The organism is Streptomyces sp. NPDC054786, from assembly GCF_053611685.1.
Window position 1 is genome coordinate 18,264 of sequence record NZ_JBSHAW010000034.1, and the last position, 20,329, is coordinate 38,592.

Genomic DNA, 20,329 nt, shown 5'->3' on the forward strand with positions numbered 1-20,329 from the left:
AGCAGAACGCCGTGCTGACCGTCGACTTTTCCCGTTTCCCGCTCGCTCCGGGCGACCGCGTGCTCGACCTGGGGTGCGGCGCCGGCCGGCATGCCTTCGAGTGCTACCGGCGCGGCGCGCAGGTCGTCGCCCTCGACCAGAACGGTGAGGAGATCCGCGAGGTCGCCAAGTGGTTCGCCGCGATGGAGGAGGCGGGCGAGGCCCCGGCGGGCGCCTCCGCCACCGCCATGGAGGGTGATGCGCTGAACTTGCCGTTCCCCGACGACAGCTTCGACGTCGTGATCATCTCCGAGGTCATGGAGCACATCCCGGACGACAAGGGGGTGCTCGCCGAGATGGTCCGGGTGCTGCGCCCCGGAGGCCGGATCGCCGTCACCGTCCCGCGGTACGGGCCCGAGAAGGTCTGCTGGGCGCTCAGCGACGCCTACCACGAGGTCGAGGGCGGCCATATCCGCATCTACCGCGGCGACGAGCTGCTCGGCAGGATGCGCGAGGCCGGCCTGGAGCCGTACGGCACGCACCACGCCCACGGGCTGCACAGCCCCTACTGGTGGCTCAAATGCGCCTTCGGGGTCGACAACGACAAGGCGCTGCCGGTGCAGGCGTACCACAAGCTGCTGGTCTGGGACATCATGAAGAAGCCGCTGGCCACCCGGCTCGCCGAGCGGGCGCTCAACCCCGTCATCGGCAAGAGCTTCGTCGTCTACGCCACCAAGCCGCACCTTCCCGGGACGGCGGCCGCCGCCGAGCCGGCCGCCACCGCGGCGAGCGAACCCGCCGAGGCCGCCGCCGGTCCCGCAGCCAAGTCCACGAAGCCGGCGGCCGAGCCCTCCGCACCGGCCAGGAAGCCCGCGCAAGGCGCCGCGTCCGGCAGCAAGTCCGCCGCCAAGGCTCCCGCCAAGTCCGCCGCCAGGACTTCCGCCGCCAAGCCCGCCGCCAAGTCCGCCGCCAAGAAGTCTGCCGGGGCCGCCAAGTGACGAGTCCCGGGCGTACCGAACGGCTCGTCCTGCCGGGGGTGCTCACCGCCGAACAGGCGGCCCGCACGGTGGCCGGCATCCTGGCGGCCCAGCGGCCGGACGGCGCGATTCCCTGGTTCCGGGGCCACCACCTCGACCCGTGGGACCACACCGAGGCCGCCATGGCCCTGGACGCGGCCGGCGAACACGAGCGCGCCGAGGCCGCGTACGAGTGGCTGGCACGGCATCAGAACCCGGACGGGTCCTGGTACGCGGCCTACGCCGACGGTGACGCGGAGGCACCCACCGACCGCGGCCGGGAGACCAACTTCTGTGCGTATCTCGCGGTCGGCGTCTGGCACCACTTCCTGTCCACCGGCGACGAGGCCTTCCTCGACCGCATGTGGCCCGCGGTCCATGCGGCGATCACCTTCGTGCTGGAACTCCAGCAGCCCGGCGGCGAGATCGGCTGGAAGCGCGAGGACGACGACACGCCCGTCAACGAGGCGCTGCTGACCGGCTCGTCCTCCGTATACCAGGCGCTGCGCTGTGCGCTCGCCCTCGCCGACCAGCGCGAGGAGCCGCAGCCCGACTGGGAACTGGCGGTCGGCCGCCTCGGCCATGCGATACGCAGCCACCCCGAGCGGTTCCTCGACAAGGCCCGCTACTCCATGGACTGGTACTACCCGATCCTGGGCGGCGCGGTGCGCGGCGCGGAGGCCAGGGAGCGTATCGACGCGCAGTGGGAGCACTTCGTCGTCCCCGGCCTGGGCGTGCGCTGTGTGCTGCCCAACCCCTGGGTCACCGGCGGCGAGAGCGCGGAACTGGCGCTCGCGCTGTGGGCGATGGGGGAGTCCGAGCGGGCCGTACAGATCCTCAAGTGGATGCAGCATCTCCGCGCCGAGGACGGCATGTACTGGACCGGCTATGTCTTCGACGACGACGCGATCTGGCCACGCGAGCTCACCGCCTGGACGGCCGGTTCGTTGCTGCTCGCGGTGGCCGCCCTGGGCGGCGACGAGGCCACCACCTCGGTCTTCGGGGGCGAGCAGCTGCCGAGGGGACTCGATCCGGACTGCTGCCGGTAGCCGGCCCGCGCGGGCTCGTCCCGTACGGACCGCCCCGTACGGGACGAGCCCGCCGACGGTGTCCGTACGGGCCGTCCCGGCCGGGGGAAGGGGCCCGTCGCGATGCCGGCTGCCGAAGAAACGGGAGGCCGAGCCGCGGCACCGCACACTACTGTGCGCGCATGACTCTCCAAGGCTCACTCACCCACGACGCATACTGCGCCCAACTCCTCGCCGAGACGGAGAAGTTCCGGGAGCTCCTGCGGGGCGCCGATCTGTCGGCGAAGGTCCCGACCTGCCCCGACTGGACGCTGGCGGATCTCGCCCGGCACGTGGGCAGCGCGCATCGCTGGGCCGGCACCCTCGTCGCGACCCGGGCCGCCAAGAACGTCGACGACGCGGAGGTCCCCGGAATGGCGGGCCCGAGGGCGACGATGCGGCAGCGCTGGACGCCTGGCTCGCGGCCGGTGCCGAACAGACCGTGGCGGCGCTGCGCGAGGCCGGCCCCGACACCGAGGTGTGGACCTGGTCGCCGGTACAGCGGACGGGCTTCTGGGCCCGCCGGATGACCCACGAGACCGTGATCCACCGCGCCGACGCCGCGCTCACCGTGGGTGCCGCCTTCGAGGTCCCGGCCGAGGTCGCCGCCGACTGCCTGGAGGAGTGGCTGCAGTTGTGCGCCCTGCCCATGGTCGCGGCGCGCCATACGGAGCGTTCCGCGCTGCTCTTCGGTCCGGGCCGCACGATCCACCTCCACGCCACCGACACTCCGCCCGAGCTGAACGCCGAGTGGCTCCTCGACCTCACCGGCGACCGGCTCGCCCACCGCCGCACCCACGAAAAGGCGGCGGTCGCGCTCCGCGGCCCCCTCACCGATGTGCTCGGTGTCCTCTACCGCAGGCTGCCCGCCGACAGCGACCGGGTCGAGGTGCTGGGGGACCGCGCCCTGCTCGACCGGTGGCTGGCGTGGGCGTCCTTCGAGTGATGCGCCTGCCCGTGTCAGGAGTTGAGCTCGGCCAGTACCCGTAGCGTGTGCGGGTCGGGGGCGGTGACCAGCAGATCGGTGACCGGTCCCGTGCGCCACAACTCCAGGCGTTCCGCGATCCGTTCGCGCGGACCGACCAGCGAGATCTCGTCCGCGAAGGCGTCGGGGACGGCGTGTACGGCCTCCTCCTTGCGGCCTTCGAGGAAGAGCCGCTGTACCCGCCGGGCCTCCTCCTCGAAGCCCATCCGCGCCATCAGATCGGCATGGAAGTTCTTCGCGGCGTGCCCCATCCCGCCGATGTAGAAGCCGAGCATCGCCTTGACCGGCAACAGCCCTTCGGTGACGTCGTCGCAGACCACGGCGCGTGCCATGGGGGCGATGAGAAAGCCGTCCGGGGCCTGAGCCAGTGACGCCCGGTAGACGTCGGTGCGCTGCGGCGACCAGTACAGCGGCAGCCAGCCGTCGGCGATCCGGGTCGTCTGGGCGATGTTCTTGGGCCCTTCCGCGCCGAGCAGGAGGGGGAGGCCGGCGCGCAGCGGGTGGGTGATGGGTTTCAGCGGTTTGCCGAGGCCGGTGCCGTCCGCACCGCGGTAGGGCAGCGGGTGGAAGAGCCCGTCGGCCTCCACCGGCCCCTCCCGGCGCAGGACTTGTCGGATCACGTCCACGTATTCGCGGGTGGCGGTCAGCGGGCTCTTGGGGAACGGCCGTCCGTACCACCCCTCGACGACCTGCGGTCCGGAGAGCCCCAGGCCCAGCCGCAGCCGTCCACCGGAGAGATGATCGAGGGTGAGCGCATGCATCGCGGTGGCGGTGGGCGTGCGGGCCGCCATCTGCGCGATACCGGTGCCCAGTTTGATGCGTGTGGTGTGGGCGGCGATCCAGGTGAGTGCGGTGAAGGCGTCCGACCCCCAGGCCTCCGCGGTCCACACGGAGTCATACCCCAGCCGCTCGGCCTCGCGGGCGAGTTCGAGGTGCCGGGGGTCCGGGCCGCGCCCCCAGTAGCCGAGTGCCAGACCGAGTCGCATGCCGATCGCCTCTCTCCGACGGACGGTGACCGAGGACCTTGCCCTTGTGGCGGGCGGTGCAGTGGCGACGAGGCGCCGGTTCGGGGGTGTCCCGACGGCAATGTCCTGACGATGCGTCAGTTCATCGCGTCCGCGCACTGTACGGCCGGGCCCGCCGGCAGCGCAACGGCCCCCCGCCCACAAGGGCGAGGGGCCGCGGAAGGACCGTTGTGCGTCCGGTGTCAGCCGCGCTGGATACCGGTGGTGTCCTGCAGGACGCCACGGCGGCCGTCCTGGGTCTGTGCGATCAGGGCCTGGCCGCGCTGCTCCACCGCGAGGTACCAGGTGCCGGGGGCCAGTTCGGCGATCGGCGACGGCGAGCCGTCCTCGCCGTACAGCGGTCGCGCGACGGGCACCGCGAACCAGAACGGGGCGAAGTCCGTGGGGGACCCGGCTGCGGGGGTCGCGCCCGCGGGGGCGACTCCTGCCTGGGCGCCGGCCGTGGCGTCGGCCGGTGCCTGCTGGCCGTAGGCCTGGCCGGGCTGGGGCTGCTGCTGGCCGCCCGGGTAGCCGTAGCCGTGGCCCGCCTGCTGCTGGGCGCCGGGGTAGCCGTAACCCGGGTTGGGGCCCGCCCCGTAGGGGGCGGCCTGCGGCTTCGGGGCGCCGACCAGGGCGACCTTGAGCGCCGGGACGAGCGGTGCGGCGACGGCGCCACCGGCCAGGATCAGGGCGGCGATCAGGCCGATGATCAGGCCTGCGCCGGCGCTGGCGGCGGAGAGGATGGTCCAGAACGCCGTCCAGGCCGCAAAGACGGTGAGGGCGACGCCGAACTGGGCGAGGTCGAGACCGGCGACCTTGCGCGGCTGCGACTGCGGCAGCGTACGGCTGACGATGATGATTGCCGCGCCGATCACCCCGGCCAGGTACACGCTCATGAGGGTGTTCAGCGCACTCCAGGCATTGATGCCGGAGTAGTCCTGGGCATCGCAGAACTTGGCGAGCTGGCCGGAGCAGTCCGGGCCGCCGGTGAGATCGAGGAACGAGGCGATGAACAGCAACACCGCTGCTCCGATCACCACGCCGTCGCCTCGAGTGAGGGAGCGGATGTTCACGTAAGGGTCCTTTGTCGGTTTCGTGGGTCCGGTCGTCGCTGTCGCGGTGCGCGCAGTGCGAGGCACGGCGGTGGCCACCCATCGTAAAGGGGAACCTATCGCCGAATCCTGTGGGCCGTCCTGTTCGTTTCCCCGCGCTATCGGCGCGACGTATCGGAGCCGGTATCGGGCGGGTTTCGGGCCGTGGCCCGATGGTCCGGTCAGTGCGTCAAGAAGTCCGTAATGCCCTCGGTGATCCCGCGGGCCGCTTTTTGCCGCCACTTGGCGTCGGTCAATTGCGCGGCGTCCTTCGGGTCGCGCATATTGCCGCACTCGATGAACACCTTCGGCACCGTGGACAGGTTGAGGCCGCCGAGATCGGAGCGTACGTCGAGTCCGGTGCCGTGGCCGATGTAATTGGACGGTGCGCTTCCGGTGACCGCGAGGAACCGGCCGGCCAGCCGTTCGCCCAGCTGCCGCGAGGGCCCCACGATCGCGGCGGTGTCGGCCGGGCCGGCCGTGACGCGCGCGGGGAGGATGACGTGGAAGCCGCGGTTGCCGGCGCCCGAGCCGTCGGCGTGGAGGGAGAGCGCGGCATCGGCGTGCGCCTTGTTCCCGATGGCTGCGCGCTCGTCCACACACGGCCCGTACTTGCGGTCGCCGTCCTGGGTGAACACGACCTTGGCGCCCGCGTCCTGGAGGAGGGTGCGGGTGCGGCGGGCGACGTCGAGGGTGAAGGACGCCTCGGCGTAACCGTCGTTGGTGGAGGTGCCGGTGGTATCGCACTCCTTGTGCGCGTTGCCGATGTCCACCTGGCGGGCGATCTCCTGACCGTGATCGCGGTTGTGCGGATTGTGGCCGGGGTCGATCACCACGATCTTGCCCTTGAGGCTGCCGTGCGGAGTGCCCTTGCCGGGGTCCCCGCCGGAGCCCTGGCCGCTGTCCTTGCCGCCCGGGCCGTGGCCGGCGCCGCCGTCTGCGGCCGCGCCGTCGGCCCCGTGCCCCGGCGACCGGCCGGGTGCGGGCTGCCCGGCCCGTGGTGGCTCGCCGCCGGCGCCCGACGACCGCCAGACCAGCCAGCCCCCCAGGCCGACGACCACCACGGCGGCCACTACGACGAGGAGGATGCCGCGCAGGCGGCGGTGCGGAGGGAAAGTGCTGCCGTTCGACACGTCGGCGATCGTAGCCCGCTCAGATGCCGGCCCCGGTGCGCCGCAGGACGTGCAGCGACCGGTGGGCCGAGATCTCGGTGAAGGCGCCGGACTCCAGGGCCCTGCGGTAGATGCGGTACGGGGCCTGGCCGCCGTCCGCGGGGTCCGCGAAGACGTCGTGGATGACCAGCAGCCCGTCGGGTGCGAGATGCGGCGCCCAGCCCTCGTAGTCGGCGGTGGCGTGCTCGTCGGTGTGCCCGCCGTCGATGAAGACCAGGCCGACCGGCGCCTGCCAGACGGCCGCGACCTGCGGTGAGCGGCCCACCAGGGCGATGACCTGCTCCTCCAGGCCCGCGGCGTGCAGGGTGCGGCGGAAGGCGGGCAGGGTGTCCATCCGGCCGACCTCGGGGTCGACGACGGTCGGATCGTGGTACTCCCACCCGGGCTGCTGCTCCTCGCTGCCCCGGTGGTGGTCGACGGTGACGGCCATGACCCCGGCGGCGCGGGCGGCGTCCGCGAGCAGGATCGTGGACCGGCCGCAGTATGTGCCGACCTCCACCAGCGGCAGCCCGAGCGTCGCCGCCGTTGCCGCCGCCGCGTACAGCGCGAGGCCCTCGTCCACGGGCATGAAGCCCTTCGCCGCCTCGAACGCGGCGAGGATCTCCGGCTGCGGGGCGGTCGGAGCCGTGGGAGCGGACATGGGCTTCCTCCTGGTGGTGCGGTCAGGGGCTCATCGTGCCGTACGGGGCGGGGCGGGTGATGTGCGGGTCTCCCCTTCCGGGCATTCGGATATCGGAACGGGGTTCCTCTTTCCGTGCGTCGGGAACCTGGCTGTTCCTGTCGGTTCCCGCCGGGTTCCCGCCGGTTTCCTGTCTGTTCCCGGCGTTTTATCGTCGGCCGTTTCCCTGATGCCCGAAAGTGGCGAATTCGCGTACGGGGAGCCCGCCGGGAGGGAATGGCGACTCGCGACGTCGTGCGGCGACTCATACCGGAATTCACCGGACCGTTTCCCGTACGCAGCCGAACCGTTCCCCGGGGAATCCCGGACGGGCCCCGGGCCGGGGCGGACTGCCGCCGCGGGGCGGGGAAGGGCGGCGGAGGGGAGGGGCGCTCTCCGGGGCCTGTGCGTACGCGTGCCGGGTCCCCGGGCGTGAGCTCCGGGCGGCTCCCCATGCCCCGCATCCCGGAACGCCGGGCCCTGCCGCACCCCGTTCTGACCTTCCGTCAGAATGAAACGTGTTCTAGTCTGCCCCGTATGGGCATCGGAATCACACCGGAACACCGTGACCTGGCCGAGGCGGCGAGGGGCTGGGCCGCCCGGGCCGTGCCGCCCGAAGAGGTGCGCAAGCTGCTCGACACCGCGCACGGGCACCAGGGGCGGCCCCCGTACTGGGACCAGCTCGCCGCGCAGGGACTGCTCGGGCTCCACCTCCCCGAGGCCGACGGCGGCGGTGGCGGCGCACTGCTCGACCTCGCCGTCGTGCTGGAGGAGCTGGGCCGCGCCGCGCTCCCCGGCCCGTACCTGCCCACCACCCTCGCCGCCGAACTGCTGCACCGCGGCGGCGCCCAACGGCCCCTCGTCAGGGCCCTGGCCAACGGGGAGCGCATCGCCGCCGTCGCCCTCGGCCCCGGCACCCTCACCGCCACAACCCACGCCGACGGCTACGTCCTGGACGGCACCGCGCCCCCGGTCCTGGCCGGCGCCGACGCGGATCTGATCGTGCTCGCCGCACAGACCTCCACGGACACCGTCTGGCTCGCCGTCGACGCCGGGACGCTGTCCGTACGCGTCCAGGAGAGCGCCGATCCGACCCGGCCGACCGCGCAGGTGAGCGCGGACGGTGTGCCGGTACCCGGCGAGCGGCTGCTGGCCGTCGACAGCGACCTCGTCCGCGATACCGCCGGCGTACTGTTCGCCGCCGAGAGCTGCGGGACGGCCGCATGGTCGCTGCACACCGCCGCGGAACACGCGAAGGTACGCGAGCAGTTCGGCCGTCCGATCGGCCAGTTCCAGGCGGTCAAACACCTCTGCGCCGACATGCTCGTACGCTGCGAGCAGGCCCGCGCCCTGGTCTGGGACGCGGCCCGCGCGCTGCACGAGCCGGCCGAGGTCCGCGCCCTGGTCGCGGCGCTGGCCACCGCGACCGCCCTGGACGCCGCCGTCAGCTGCGCCAAGGACTGCATCCAGGTCCTCGGCGGCATCGGCTTCACCTGGGAACACGACGCCCATCTCCATCTGCGGCGGGCGACCGTGGCCCGTCAGTTGCTCGGCAGCGGTGACACCCACCGGCTGCGCGCCGCCCGATACGGAGCCGACGGCGCCCGGCGCGCGCTGCGCCTGGAACTCCCCGCCGAGGCGGCGGAGCACCGCGCCGCGGCCCGCACGGTCATCGACGGGGTACGCGGCCTGGACCCCGCGGCCGCACGGCGCGCACTCGCCCCCGCCGGCTATGCCGCGCCGCACCTCCCCACGCCCTACGGACTGGGCGCCGGCCCCGTACAGCAGCTCGCGATCCAGCAGGAATTGGCCGCCGCCGGGGTCGGTATCAGCGATCTGGGCATCGCCACCTGGGTGGTCCCCTCGCTGATCGCATACGGCACCCGGGAACAGCAGGAGCGCTATCTGCTGCCGTCGCTGCGCGGCGATCTGCTGTGGTGCCAACTGTTCTCCGAACCCGAGGCCGGCTCGGACCTGGCCTCCCTGCGGACCCGTGCCGAGCGGGTGGACGGCGGCGGCTGGCGGATCAACGGGCAGAAGGTGTGGACCTCGGCGGCACAGTGGTCGAGCCACGGCATCCTGCTCGCCCGCACCGATCCGCAGGCGCCCAAGCACAAGGGCCTGACCTTCTTCGTCGTCGACATGAAGACCCCCGGCATCGACATCCGCCCGCTGAAGGAGATCACCGGCGACGCCCTCTTCAACGAGGTCTACTTCGACGACGTGCTGCTGCCGGCCGACGCGGTGGTCGGCGAGATCGACGACGGCTGGAAGGTCGCCCGCACCACCCTGGACAACGAACGCGTCCACATGGCCGACCAGTTGACCTTCGACACCGGTCTGGAGGCGCTCATCGACCGCGCCGCGGAACGGGACGGGTCGGTGCGCGCGAGGGTGGGCGCGCTGGCCGCCGAGGCACACGCCCTGGGCTGCATCGGGCTGCGCACCACGCTCCAGCAGGTGTCGGGCCTGGAACCGGGGGCCGGCGCCAGCATCCGCAAGCTGGTGCAGACCCCGCACCAGCAGAAGGTCGCCGAGCTGGCGCTGGAGCTGCTCGGCCCGGACGGCGCGGTGCGCGAAGGGGCCGGCGAACGGGCGCTGCACGGCTTCTTGATGTCGCGCTGTCTGACCATCGCCGGCGGCACCACCCAGGTGCAGCTGAACGTCGTCGCGGAGCGGCTGCTCGGCCTGCCCCGGGACCCGGAGCCCCGCCCCCTGATCTGACTCCCCTGATCCGGCCACTTCCAGGAGGACATGCATGGCTGGCAAGGCGTACCTCGTCGGCGTCGGGATGACGAAGTTCGAGAAGCCCGAGACCCGCGAGTGGCAGTACTGGGACATGGCGAAGGAGGCGGGCGGCAAGGCGCTCGCGGACGCCGGGATCGGCTACGAGGCCGTCGAGCAGCTGCCGGTCGGTTTCTGCTACCAGGCCTCGACGGCCGGCCAGCGCGCCGCGTACGAACTGGGTCTGACCGGCATCCCCGTCTACAACGTCAACAACAACTGTGCGACCGCCTCGACCGCGCTGATGATGGCGCGCCAGTTCGTCGAGGCCGGGATCAACGACTGTGTCCTGGCGCTCGGCTTCGAGAAGATGAAGCGGGGCGCACTGGGCGGGGGAGCGGACAGCGGAGATTTCCAGACCTCCCCGGTGGCCCGCCACTACGGGGTGATGGCCGCCGCCCACGGCTTCGAGATGACCCCGCCCACCGCCCAGATCTTCGGCAACGCGGCCCGCGAACACATGGAGCGCCACGGCACCACCGCCGAACAGCTCGCCGCGGTCGGCGCCAAGAACCACCGCCACTCCGCCCACAACCCCAACGCCCAGTTCCAGGACGTCTACACGGTCGAGGAGATCCTGGCCGCCAAGACGATCCACCGGCCGCTGACCAAGCTGCAGTGCTCTCCGACCTCCGACGGCGCGGCCGCGGCCGTGGTCGCCTCCGAACGGTTCGTCCGCGAACACGGCCTGGCCGACCGGGCGGTGGAGATCGCCGCCCAGGCCATGACGACCGACACCGAGGAGAGCTTTTCCTCCGGCTCCTGCATCGATGCCGTCGGCAAGCCCATGACACGGGCCGCGGCCCGCCAGGTGTTCGCGGCCAGTGGCCTGGGCATCGAGGACGTCGACGTCATCGAGCTGCACGACTGCTTCTCGGTCAATGAGCTGCTGACGTACGAGGCGTTGGGCATGTGCGCGGACGGGGAGTCGGGGAAGCTGGTCGCCGACGGCGCCACGACCTACGGGGGCCGCTGGGTGGTCAACCCGTCCGGCGGGCTGATCTCCAAGGGGCATCCGCTGGGCGCGACGGGGCTGGCGCAGACCGCCGAGCTGGTCTGGCAGCTCCGCGGCACGGCGGGCGAACGACAGGTCCCCGGCGCCCGGGTGGGCCTGGCACACAACATCGGCCTCGGCGGGGCCGCGGTGGTGACGCTGCTGCGCAGGGGGTGACACCGCAGGGCCGGGGGAGGGCGGGAGGACCGCGGCGACGGGGGCCGACCCCACTGCGCAGGGCGTTCGGGCCGGGGCGGGGTCCGAGTGGGTGCGGGGCGGTCTCCGAGGCCTGGCAGGGGCGGTGTCCGGGTGGGCGCCGGGCGGTCTCCGAGCCCTGGCCGGCGGTATCCCGGCCATTGCCCGTTGCGCTACCGGCCGTCGCCCGATGCGGTATCCCGGCCATTGCCCGATGCGCTACCGGTCGTCGCCCGTTGCGGTACCCGGGGCCATGGCAGGCGCGGTAACCAAGCTACTTTTGTGGGTAGTTGGTCTGCTGGGGGCCTCGTCGCCCCCTACGGGCCCGCCACCCCCACCCCCTACGGCTCGCCCCCACTCCCACCCCACCCCGCTCCGTCTTACGACCTAGGTCTCCGGACAGGTGGCCCGTGCACCGATATACCGATGCGGGATTCAAGCGGCGAATGCGAGCATGGGCGGCATGCCGCCGATAGCCGCCCCGGCCACCTTGCCCGAAACCACGCGACGGACGGCCGCACCGGCCTGGCTGGTGATGCTGCTGGTGTGCGCCGGGCAGTTCCTGGTCGTCCTGGACGTCTCCGTCGTGAATGTGGCGATGCCCGCCATACGGACCGGCCTGGGCCTGAGCGAGCTGGGCCTGCAGTGGATCGTCAACGCTTACGTCATGACGTTCGCCGGCTTCATGCTGCTCGGCGGCCGGGCCGCCGACATCTTCGGCCGTAAGCGGATCTTCGTTCTCGGGCTGGCGCTGTTCACCCTGGCGAGCCTGGGCGGCGGGCTGGCCCAGCAGCCGTGGCAGCTGATTGTGGCCCGGACGATCCAGGGCGTCGGCGCCGCTGTGCTCTCGCCGGCCACCCTCACGATCCTGACCACGTCGTTTCCGGTCGGCCCGGCCCGTACCCGCGCCATCGCGACCTGGACGGCGGTCGGCGCCGGCGGTGGCGCGGTGGGCGGTCTGGTCGGTGGGGTGCTCACCGAATATCTGTCATGGCGCTGGGTGTTGCTGATCAATGTCCCGGTCGGGGCGCTGGTGCTGGCCGGCGCGGTGCTCTGGCTCACCGAGAGCCGGCAGGGCGCCGGGCGGCGGCTCGATGTGCCCGGGGCGCTGCTGGTGACCGCCGGGCTCGCGCTGGTGGCGTACGGGATCGTGCAGACCGAGACGGACGGCTGGACGTCGGTCTCCGCGCTGTTTCCGCTGGCCGCCGGGCTGGTCGTGATCGCGGCCTTCCTCGCCGTCGAGGCGCGCGCCAAGGCTCCGCTGGTGCCGCTGGGTCTCTTCCGGCTGCGCTCGGTCTACTCGGCGAACGGGGCGATGGTGCTGGCGGGTGCCGCGATGTTCTCCATGTGGTACTTCCTGTCCTTGTATGCGCAGAACGTGCTGGGCTACCGGCCCCTTGAGGCCGGGCTCTCCTTCATCCCGCACTCGCTCTCCATCGTCCTCGGCTCAAAGATCGCACCGCGGCTGATGAACCGCCTGGGCGCCAAGTCCCTGGCGGTCACCGGTGCGGTGATCTCCGCGTCCGGTATGGCGTGGCAGGGCGCGATGGATGTCAACGGCACCTACCTCGGCACGATCCTCGGGCCCGGCATCCTGATGGCGCTGGGCGCGGGCCTGACCGCGACGCCGATCGCGGCGATCGCCACCTCCGGTGCCGACCCCGCCGACCAGGGGCTGGTCTCCGGCCTGATCAACACCTCCCGTCAAATGGGCGGCGCGCTGGGCCTGTCGGTGCTGTCGACCATCGCCGCGTCCCGTATCGAGGCAGGCCACGGGCTGAAGGCCCTGGCGGACGGTTACGGTCTGGCCTTCCAGGTCGGCTCGGTGATCCTGCTGGGCAGCATCGCGCTGATGGTCCTCGCGCTGCCACGGCGACGGGCGGACGTCGCGCACGGCTGAGCCCGCAGCGGGCCACGCCGGCCCGTTTCCCCCGCTACAACCAGCCGTTCTGCCGCGCCGCCCGCACCGCCTCCATGCGGTTGCGGGTACCGGTCTTGCCGATGGCTGCGGAGAGGTAGTTGCGGACGGTGGCCTGGGAGAGGTGGAGCTTGCCGGCGATATCGGCGACCGTGGCGCCGTCCACGGCGGCGGTGAGGACATCGCGCTCGCGCTGGGTCAGGGGGTTGGGTCCGGCGCTCAGTGCCGCCGCGGCGAGGCCGGGGTCGATGACCCGTTCGCCGGCGAGCACCCGGCGGATCGCCGCCGCCAGGTCCTCCACCGGGCCGTCCTTCACCAGGAAACCGGACGCCCCGGCCTCCATCGCGCGGCGCAGATAGCCGGGGCGGCCGAACGTCGTCACTATCAGCACCTTGCAGGACGGCAGCTGGGTGCGCAGATCGGCCGCGGCGTCCAGGCCGCTGCGGCCGGGGAGTTCGATGTCCAGAAGGGCGATGTCGGGGCGGGCGTCCAGGGCGGCGGCGACGACCCGGTCGCCCGCCGCGACCTGGGCCACGACCTGCATGTCCGCTTCCAGGTCGAGCAGCAGCGCCAGCGCGCCCCGCATCATTCCCTGATCCTCCGCCAGCAGGACCTTGATCACCTGGTCATCTCCTCCACGTCCGCCATATCGCCCGCGCCGACCGGCAGCTCGGCCGTGACACGGAAGCCGCGCCGGCCGTCCGGTCCGCTGTGCAGTGTGCCGCCCGCCGCGGCCAGGCGCTCGGCCAGCCCCTTCAGCCCGGTGCCGCCCACGGGTCCCGAACTTCCGGGCAGCGCCGAAGCGTCCACGGCATCGGCGGCGTCGGCGCCCCGCGTACGGTCGGGGCCGCTGGGGCCCTCCGTACCGTTCGCCTCGTCCGTACCGTGCACGCCGTCCCTCGCCGGGCCGCCGGCGGGGTCACCTTCGCGTCCGCCCGGTATGTGGTCACGAAGCCAGGTCAGGCCCGGTGCCGCGGCAGCGCCGGAGCTCACGGGACCGCGGCCGTCGTCCGTGATCGTCAGCCGTACCCGCTCCTCGTCGGCGTGTACGCCGATCTCGCAGCGGGTGGCGCCGCTGTGCCGGACGGTGTTGGTGACGCCCTCGCGGACCACCCAGCCCAGCAGCGCGCCGGCCTGTGGGGGCAGCGGCGGCCCCGCCTGTCGTACGACGGGCTCGATGCCGGCCGCCTCCAGCACCGAACGGGCCCGGTCCAGCTCGGTGGTCAGGCTGCCCTCGCGATAGCCGGTGACCGCCTCCCGGATCTCGGTCAGCGCCTGCCGGCCGACCGCCTCGATATCGGCGGCCTGGGCGAGGGCCGCATCCAGATTGCGCGGGGCCAGCCGGCGGACCGCCTCGGCCTTGACCACCACCACGGACAGGGTGTGCCCCAGCAGGTCGTGCAGATCGCGGGAGAAGCGCAGCCGCTCCTTCTCGACGGCGCTGCGGGCCAGTTCCTGGCGGGTGGTGTTCAGCTCCTGGATGGTGTCGAACAGGTTCAGGACCGTGGCGGTCACCATGCCGGACAGGAACGTGCCATATCCGATGCCGAATGAGCCCCATGGGCGGTCACCCTGCCCGCCGGTCAGATACCCGGCCAGGCCGCTGAGCGTGATCAGCCAGAGGGCGAGCTTCTTGCCGCGCAGGGCACGCACCGTGCCGGAGGCCAGGGACAGCAGCGGGAAGAACAGGAACCAGTTGCCGCCGAACCCGAGGGCGATGGCGAAGGTGATGGCGGTCAGCAGACCCAGTGCGTACAGCGGGTGGCGGGAGTCCCGCAGCCGCGGGTTGAACGACGACCAGACGACGGTGATGTAGACGGAGTTGAAGGCGAGCAGGCCGAGACCGGCCAGCCAGGGGTTGCCCGTCCTGCCCTGGATGATGTTGGAGAAGGCACCCAGACCCATCAGCAGCCAGGGCAGGAAGGCGTACTTGCCCGGACCGCGGTCCGACTTCCTGCCCGGCCACTTCGGCCGGCACACGCTGCCGTCGGCGCCCTCGGCGCCGCCGGGTGCTTCCTCGCCGGCGGCCTGCTGCTTCGTGTGCTGCACGTTCTCTTCCCCGGTCTGCACCATCGCCGATCACACCGTTCGTGCGGCTCGACGGTACGCGTACACCGCGTAACCGCCGAAGAGTGCCAGCCAGGCGGCCAGCACCGCTACCGTGCCCAGGCCCGGTGCGCCGCCCTGTGTGACGCTCTGACCGAGCTCGGCGAAGCGGTTGCCGGGGGTCCAGGCGGACAGTGAGCGCAGCCAGCCGGGGAACAGCTCGGCCGGGAACCACAGGCCGCCGATGATCGACAGCAGCAGCATGCAGCCCGTGTTGACCACGCCGGTGGACTGCGCGGAGAGGCGGTAGCCGTTGCCGAGGCCGAGCAGGGTGAAGGGCGCGGTGCCGATCCACAGCAGCCCGGCCAGCGCGGCCCACTGCCAGGCCGGCATCCGGACGTCGTTGACCAGCGCGCCCACCAGCAGCACGGAGACGATGGCCGGCAATACCGTCACCGAGCCGGTCAGCCCACGGCCCACGACCACCCGTATCGGGCTCAGCGGGGTGATGCGCAGCTGCCGCAGCCAGCCGAGCTGTTTGTCCTCGGCGACGCCCGTGCCCGTGCCGATCGCCGCGCCCAGCGCGCCGTACGCGGCCATTCCGACCATGGACGCGGTCTTCCACTCCATGCCGGCGCCGCCGGGGCCCGCGCCGATGTTGGTCATCAGCACATACATCAGCACCGGCATCCCGATACCGAAGATGACAAAGCCCCGGTCGCGCAGGGTGCGGCGCACTTCGAGGCGGATGTAGTCGAGCATCACGCGAGCTCCTTCGCTGACCGGGTGGAGGCGGCATACGCCGGGGTGCGGGGGGCGGTGTTGCCGGAGGTGAGCGTGAGGAAGGCGTCCTCCAGGCTGGCGGGGGTGACCTGCAGGGCGCGGACGAGTCCGAGTCCGGCCAGTGCCACGACCGTCGCGTCGGAGTCCGTCGTGCGCAGCAGCGCGCGGTCGCCGCGGACCTCCACGGCGCTCACACCGGGCAGCCCGGGCAGCGGCTCGGTCGCCGCGCCCGCGAGGTCGAAGGAGACCAGCGAGCCGCCCGCCCGCCGCTTGATCGCCTCGCCGCTGCCGTCGGCGACCACCCGGCCGCCGTCTATCACCACGATCCGGTCGGCGTGCTCATCCGCCTCCTCCAGATAGTGGGTGGAGAACACGAGGGTGTTGCCACGGCGGGCATAGGCCCGCATCGAGCGCCAGAAGGCGCGGCGCGCCTCGACGTCCAGCGCCGCGGTCGGCTCGTCGAGCACCAGCAGCGCGGGGTTGCCGGCCAGCGCCACCGCGAAGCGGACCCGCTGGGCCTGCCCACCGGACAGCCGGTCCACCCGCCGCCCGCCGAACTCGCCCAGTCCCGCCAGCTCCAGGGCCTCGGTGACCTCCATGGGGTGGGGGTACGTGGCGGCGACGAACGTGACCAGTTCGCGGACGGTCACCCGCGGAATGGCCTTGCCGTCCTGCAGCATGGCGCCCACCCTGCCCGCCCGCACCGCCGTCTCCGGGGTGTCTCCGAACAGCTGCACCGACCCCGCACTGGGCGGCAGCAGCCCCAGCAGCATGTTGAGGGTGGTGGACTTCCCCGCGCCGTTGCGCCCGAGCAGAGCCACCGTCTCGCCCACCGCGATCTCCAGCTGGAGCCCGTCCACGGCCCGCACCGCGCCGTAACTCCGCGTCACCCCGGAGAACGCCACCGCCGCAGCGCCGCCTGTCGTGTCCGCCGCGCCGCCGCCCCGCCTGTCCGTCCGCGTCATGCCCACCCCCGCCTCTCGTCCGATGCCTACGACATTACGGAGAGTTGCCGAGCCGCGGCAGTGGCGAATGTGTGTGATCCGCCCTGACAAATGTCATGGGTGGGCACGAGGTATGTCAGGGTGCTGCGGGACGTATGTCATGAGCCGGTGTGAGGTATGTCAGGGCGTCGACGCCGCCCGCCCGTGTCGCACCCCCATCGGAACGCGCGTCGGAACCCGCCGGCCCCCGCACCGGAACCCGCCGCGACCCCGCACCGGACCCCGCCGGCCCACTACCGGAACCCCCGTCGGGACCTGCATCGGAAGCCCCGCCAGGACCCGTATCTGACAAAGTGTCAGAGGTCTTCCAGGTGCCGGGCGGATCGGCTATACATGAGAGCCATCGGCTAGAACGCGTTCTAGAAGTGCGCCATGTGCGCAGTCGGAGCGCGGCCGCGCCGACCAGATACGACCCCGGCACGGTCGACGGTGCGGACGGCCGGGCCGGGGTCTTCACATCGTGGTGAAGGAGCAAACAGCCCCATGCCCATCGACGCCGCCAAGGCCACCTCCGCCGAGCCGCGGACCACCGAACTCGCCTGGGACCACAAGGACGTCCAGCTCTACCACCTCGGCATCGGGGCCGGCGCGGCCACACCGGAGAAACCGCGCCCCGCCACCGACCCGGACGAACTGCGCTACACCCTGGAGAGCGCACTGCACGTCCTGCCCGCCTTCGCCACCGTCGCGGGCGGCGGGATGGCGCTCGCCGGCGGACTCTCCGCCCCGGGCGTCGACGTCGACCTCGCCGCGGTCCTGCACGGCGGCCAGACCGTCACCGTGCACCGCGCCCTTCCGGTGAGCGGCCGCGCCACCCAGACCTCGTCCGTGCCCGCCGTGTACGACAAGGGCAAGGCCGCCGTCATCGTGCTGCGCTCGGAAGTAGCCGACGACGAGGGTCCGTTGTGGACCTGCGACACCCAGATCTTCGTCCGTGGTGAGGGCGGCTTCGGCGGCGACCGCGGTCCCTCCGCCCGCCTCGAACTCCCCGACCGCGCCCCCGATCTGCGCACCGAACGCCACATCCGCGAGGACCAGGCGCTGCTCTACCGCCTCTCCGGCGACTGGAATCCGCTGCATGCCGACCCCGAGTTCGCCAAGCTCGCCGGGTTCGACCGGCCGATTCTGCACGGGCTGTGCACCTACGGGGTCACCCTCAAGGCCGTCGTCGACACGCTGCTCGGCGGCGATGTGGCCCGCGTGCGGTCGTACACGACCCGCTTTGCCGGGGTGGTCTTCCCGGGGGAGACGCTGCGGATCCGTCTGTGGCAGGAGCCGGGCCGGATCCAGGTGTCGGTCACGGCCGCCGACCGGGACGAGGCCCCGGTGCTGGCGGACACCGTGGTGGAGCACAGCTAAGGGCTGTCCCGGCCGGTCCGGACGGGGCGGGAAAGCCGTACGTACGAGAGGAGCCGTGAACATGCGCGCAGCCGTACAGCACGAGACAGGACAGGACAAGCTCGAAGTCCTCGACGACATCGAGGCGGTGGGCTTCGGCCCCGGCAAGGTCAGGATCCGGATCCGGGCGACCGGTCTGTGCCACTCCGACCTCTCGGCGATGAACGGGGTACTGCCGCAGCCCGCACCCTTCGTCCCCGGGCACGAGGGCGCCGGGGAGATCCTCGACGTCGGCGACGGCGTCGCGGGGCTCGCCCAGGGCGACCGCGTCCTGATGTGCTGGCTGCCCGCCTGCGGCAGCTGCCCGTCCTGCAAGCGCGGCCAGACCCATCTGTGTCTGGCCGGATTCATGAACGCCGGCACGCCCAACTTCCGGCGCCCCGGCGGGGATGTCTTCGGCTTTGCCGGCACCGGCACGTTCACCGAGGAGGTCGTGGTCGCCGCCAACTGCGCCGTCCCGATCCCGGACGACGTCCCCTACGAGATTGCCGCGCTCATCGGCTGCGGAGTCACCACCGGGCTCGGCGCGGCCCTCAACACGGCCAAGGTGGAGGCCGCGTCCTCGGTCGCGGTGATCGGCTGCGGCGGCGTCGGCATCTCCGTCATCCAGGGCGCGAAGGCCTGCGGCGCGGCCCAGATCATCGCCGTGGACCCGGTACCCGCCCGCCGGGAGGCCGCGCTGCGCTTCGGCGCGACCGAAGCCGTCGCCCCGGAGGAGTTCGCCGACGCCAAGGCCCGGATCACCGCGGGGGAGGGCTTCGACTACGTCTTCGAGGTCGTCGGCAAGTCCGCCACCGCCCGTACCGCCTACGAGATGACCCGGCGCGGCGGCACCCTGTGCGTGGTCGGCGCGGGCGCCATGGACGACACCTTCCAGGTCAACATGTTCGAGCTGTTCTTCGACGAGAAGCGGATCCTGCCTTCCCTGTACGGCGGCGCGGACGTCCTGCGCTCCTACGAGCGGGCCATCGCCCTGTGGCGGGCCGGCCGGATCGACCTCGAAGGCCTGATCACCCACCGCGTCCAGCTCGCCGAGATCAATGACGCGCTCGACCAGATGCGCTCCGGGACCGCGCTGCGCACCTGCATAGAGATCTGACGGCCGCAGTTCACCGAGCGCACCGGTGCACTGCGGTGCACTGCACCGCATACACCTCACCGCATCCACCCGCACCGCATCGCGCTCCGAGACGACTGGACTGGAGAGGACAGGAATGGCACAGCCACTGGAGGGCCTGACCGCGATCGTGACCGGTGCCGGGCGCGGCCTGGGCCGCGCCGAAGCCCTTGAACTCGCCCGGCTCGGCGCATCCGTCGTGGTCAACGACTACGGGCAGCCGGGCCGCGACGGCTCGGGCGAGGCCTCGGCGGCCCCCGCCGAGGACGTCGCCGCCGAGATCCGCGCGGCGGGCGGCCGGGCGGTCGCCCACCTCGGTGACGTCGCCGACCACGGACAGGCCCGTGCACTCGTGCAACTGGCCGTCGAGACCTACGGACGGCTCGACATCCTGGTCAACAACGCGGGCATCCTGCGCGACCGCATGGTGTTCTCGATGACCGAGGACGAGTGGGACTCGGTCATCCGCGTCCACCTCAAGGGCCACTTCAACACCACCCACTTCGCCGCCGTCCACTGGCGCGAACGCTCCAAGGCGGCCGGCGGTCCGGTCCACGGCCGGATCATCAACACGTCCTCCGAGGCGTTCCTGGCGGGCTCGGCGGGCCAGCCCAACTACGCCGCGGCCAAGGGCGGCATCGTCGGCCTGACCACCTCCACGGCCCTGGCGCTGGGCAAATACGGCGTGACCGCCAATGCGATCTGCCCGCGCGCCCGCACCCGTATGACCGAGGACGTCTTCGCCGGCCTTCCCGCTCATCCGGGGGGCCAGGAGCCCGGGGAGGCCAGGCTCGATGTGCTCGCGCCCGAACATGTCGCACCGCTCGTCGGCTACCTCGCCTCGCCGGCCGCGGCCCGGGTCAACGGCCAGCTGCTGGTCGTGCACGGCGGCATGGTCGCCATCGCCGAACGCCCGCGGATCGCGGCCAAGTTCGACACCACGAAGGATCTCTTCAGCTTCGAGGAGCTGGACGAACTGCTGACGCCGTACTACGCGCAGCGCCCGCCGGACGAGACCTTCGCGGCGGCCGAGGTGCTGGGCCTCAAGCACGGCTGACGGTCTCCGGGCGCACCACGCACAACGGCCGTGGCCGCCGCCCGCGAAGACGCGGTGCGGT

15 protein-coding genes and 2 pseudogenes are annotated in these 20,329 nt (G+C 72.3%); 9 read left to right on the top strand and 8 right to left on the bottom strand.

Annotated features, from left to right (window positions below; all coding sequences use genetic code 11):
• Positions 1–11: 11 nt before the first annotated feature.
• The 3 genes and pseudogenes from ACWGI6_RS26640 to ACWGI6_RS26650 form a co-directional block, all read left to right on the top strand.
• Positions 12–743, top strand: a pseudogene (locus ACWGI6_RS26640) (methyltransferase domain-containing protein); the annotation flags it as partial.
• A 230-nt stretch (positions 744–973) separates the two neighbouring features.
• Positions 974–2,044: a prenyltransferase gene (locus ACWGI6_RS26645; RefSeq protein WP_453269848.1), complete on the top strand. Its 1,071-nt coding sequence runs from the start codon at positions 974–976 to the stop codon at positions 2,042–2,044.
• A gap of 161 nt (positions 2,045–2,205) precedes the next feature.
• Positions 2,206–3,008, top strand: a pseudogene (locus ACWGI6_RS26650) (maleylpyruvate isomerase family mycothiol-dependent enzyme).
• Between the two features lie 14 nt (positions 3,009–3,022).
• On the opposite strand, the gene ACWGI6_RS26655 reads toward ACWGI6_RS26650, so the two are convergent.
• The 4 genes from ACWGI6_RS26655 to ACWGI6_RS26670 form a co-directional block, all read right to left on the bottom strand.
• Positions 3,023–4,033 carry an LLM class F420-dependent oxidoreductase gene (locus tag ACWGI6_RS26655; RefSeq protein ID WP_453269849.1) on the bottom strand — a complete coding sequence of 337 codons (1,011 nt, stop codon included), beginning with the start codon at positions 4,031–4,033 and terminating at the stop codon, positions 3,023–3,025.
• Between the two features lie 221 nt (positions 4,034–4,254).
• Positions 4,255–5,124, bottom strand: a complete 870-nt coding sequence (locus ACWGI6_RS26660; protein WP_453269850.1) for a DUF5336 domain-containing protein — start codon at positions 5,122–5,124, stop codon at positions 4,255–4,257.
• A gap of 200 nt (positions 5,125–5,324) precedes the next feature.
• Positions 5,325–6,275 carry an N-acetylmuramoyl-L-alanine amidase gene (locus ACWGI6_RS26665; protein WP_453269851.1) on the bottom strand — a complete coding sequence of 317 codons (951 nt, stop codon included), beginning with the start codon at positions 6,273–6,275 and terminating at the stop codon, positions 5,325–5,327.
• 19 nt (positions 6,276–6,294) lie between these two features.
• A complete protein-coding gene (locus ACWGI6_RS26670) occupies positions 6,295–6,954 on the bottom strand; it encodes a class I SAM-dependent methyltransferase (RefSeq protein ID WP_393908081.1) in 660 nt (219 codons plus the stop codon).
• A gap of 555 nt (positions 6,955–7,509) precedes the next feature.
• On the opposite strand from ACWGI6_RS26670, the gene ACWGI6_RS26675 reads away from it, so the two are divergent.
• The 3 genes from ACWGI6_RS26675 (at position 7,510) to ACWGI6_RS26685 (ending at position 12,845) form a co-directional block, all read left to right on the top strand.
• Entirely contained in the window at positions 7,510–9,696 is a 2,187-nt protein-coding gene (locus ACWGI6_RS26675; protein ID WP_453269852.1) for an acyl-CoA dehydrogenase, read from the top strand.
• A gap of 34 nt (positions 9,697–9,730) precedes the next feature.
• Positions 9,731–10,927: a lipid-transfer protein gene (locus ACWGI6_RS26680; protein WP_393908083.1), complete on the top strand. Its 1,197-nt coding sequence runs from the start codon at positions 9,731–9,733 to the stop codon at positions 10,925–10,927.
• Positions 10,928–11,399: 472 nt separating this feature from the next.
• On the top strand, positions 11,400–12,845 hold the full coding sequence (locus ACWGI6_RS26685; protein WP_453269853.1) for an MFS transporter: 1,446 nt from the start codon (positions 11,400–11,402) through the stop codon (positions 12,843–12,845).
• Positions 12,846–12,879: 34 nt separating this feature from the next.
• Here ACWGI6_RS26685 and ACWGI6_RS26690 read toward each other — a convergent pair whose 3' ends face one another.
• Genes ACWGI6_RS26690 through ACWGI6_RS26705 form a run of 4 tightly spaced genes read right to left on the bottom strand, consistent with a single transcriptional unit; the run spans position 12,880 to position 16,657 of the window.
• Positions 12,880–13,485, bottom strand: coding sequence for a response regulator (locus ACWGI6_RS26690; protein ID WP_453269854.1), 606 nt, complete (start codon positions 13,483–13,485; stop codon positions 12,880–12,882).
• A complete protein-coding gene (locus ACWGI6_RS26695; protein ID WP_453269855.1) occupies positions 13,482–14,936 on the bottom strand; it encodes a sensor histidine kinase in 1,455 nt (484 codons plus the stop codon). The genes ACWGI6_RS26690 and ACWGI6_RS26695 overlap by 4 nt, the downstream gene beginning before the upstream one ends.
• Positions 14,937–14,942: 6 nt before the next feature.
• Positions 14,943–15,671 (bottom strand): ABC transporter permease, encoded by a 729-nt coding sequence (locus tag ACWGI6_RS26700; RefSeq protein ID WP_453269856.1) that lies wholly within the window; start codon positions 15,669–15,671, stop codon positions 14,943–14,945.
• Entirely contained in the window at positions 15,671–16,657 is a 987-nt protein-coding gene (locus ACWGI6_RS26705) for an ABC transporter ATP-binding protein (RefSeq protein WP_453269857.1), read from the bottom strand. The genes ACWGI6_RS26700 and ACWGI6_RS26705 overlap by 1 nt, the downstream gene beginning before the upstream one ends.
• 522 nt (positions 16,658–17,179) lie before the next feature.
• Between ACWGI6_RS26705 and ACWGI6_RS26710 the strand changes: the two genes are divergently transcribed.
• The 3 genes from ACWGI6_RS26710 (at position 17,180) to ACWGI6_RS26720 (ending at position 20,268) form a co-directional block, all read left to right on the top strand.
• The gene (locus ACWGI6_RS26710; protein WP_453269858.1) at positions 17,180–18,055 is read left to right on the top strand and encodes a MaoC/PaaZ C-terminal domain-containing protein; all 876 of its coding nucleotides are present in this window, start codon (positions 17,180–17,182) and stop codon (positions 18,053–18,055) included.
• A 61-nt stretch (positions 18,056–18,116) separates the two neighbouring features.
• Positions 18,117–19,193, top strand: coding sequence for a Zn-dependent alcohol dehydrogenase (locus ACWGI6_RS26715; RefSeq protein WP_453269859.1), 1,077 nt, complete (start codon positions 18,117–18,119; stop codon positions 19,191–19,193).
• Positions 19,194–19,308: 115 nt separating this feature from the next.
• Positions 19,309–20,268, top strand: a complete 960-nt coding sequence (locus tag ACWGI6_RS26720; protein WP_453269860.1) for a 3-oxoacyl-ACP reductase — start codon at positions 19,309–19,311, stop codon at positions 20,266–20,268.
• Positions 20,269–20,329 lie beyond the last annotated feature (61 nt).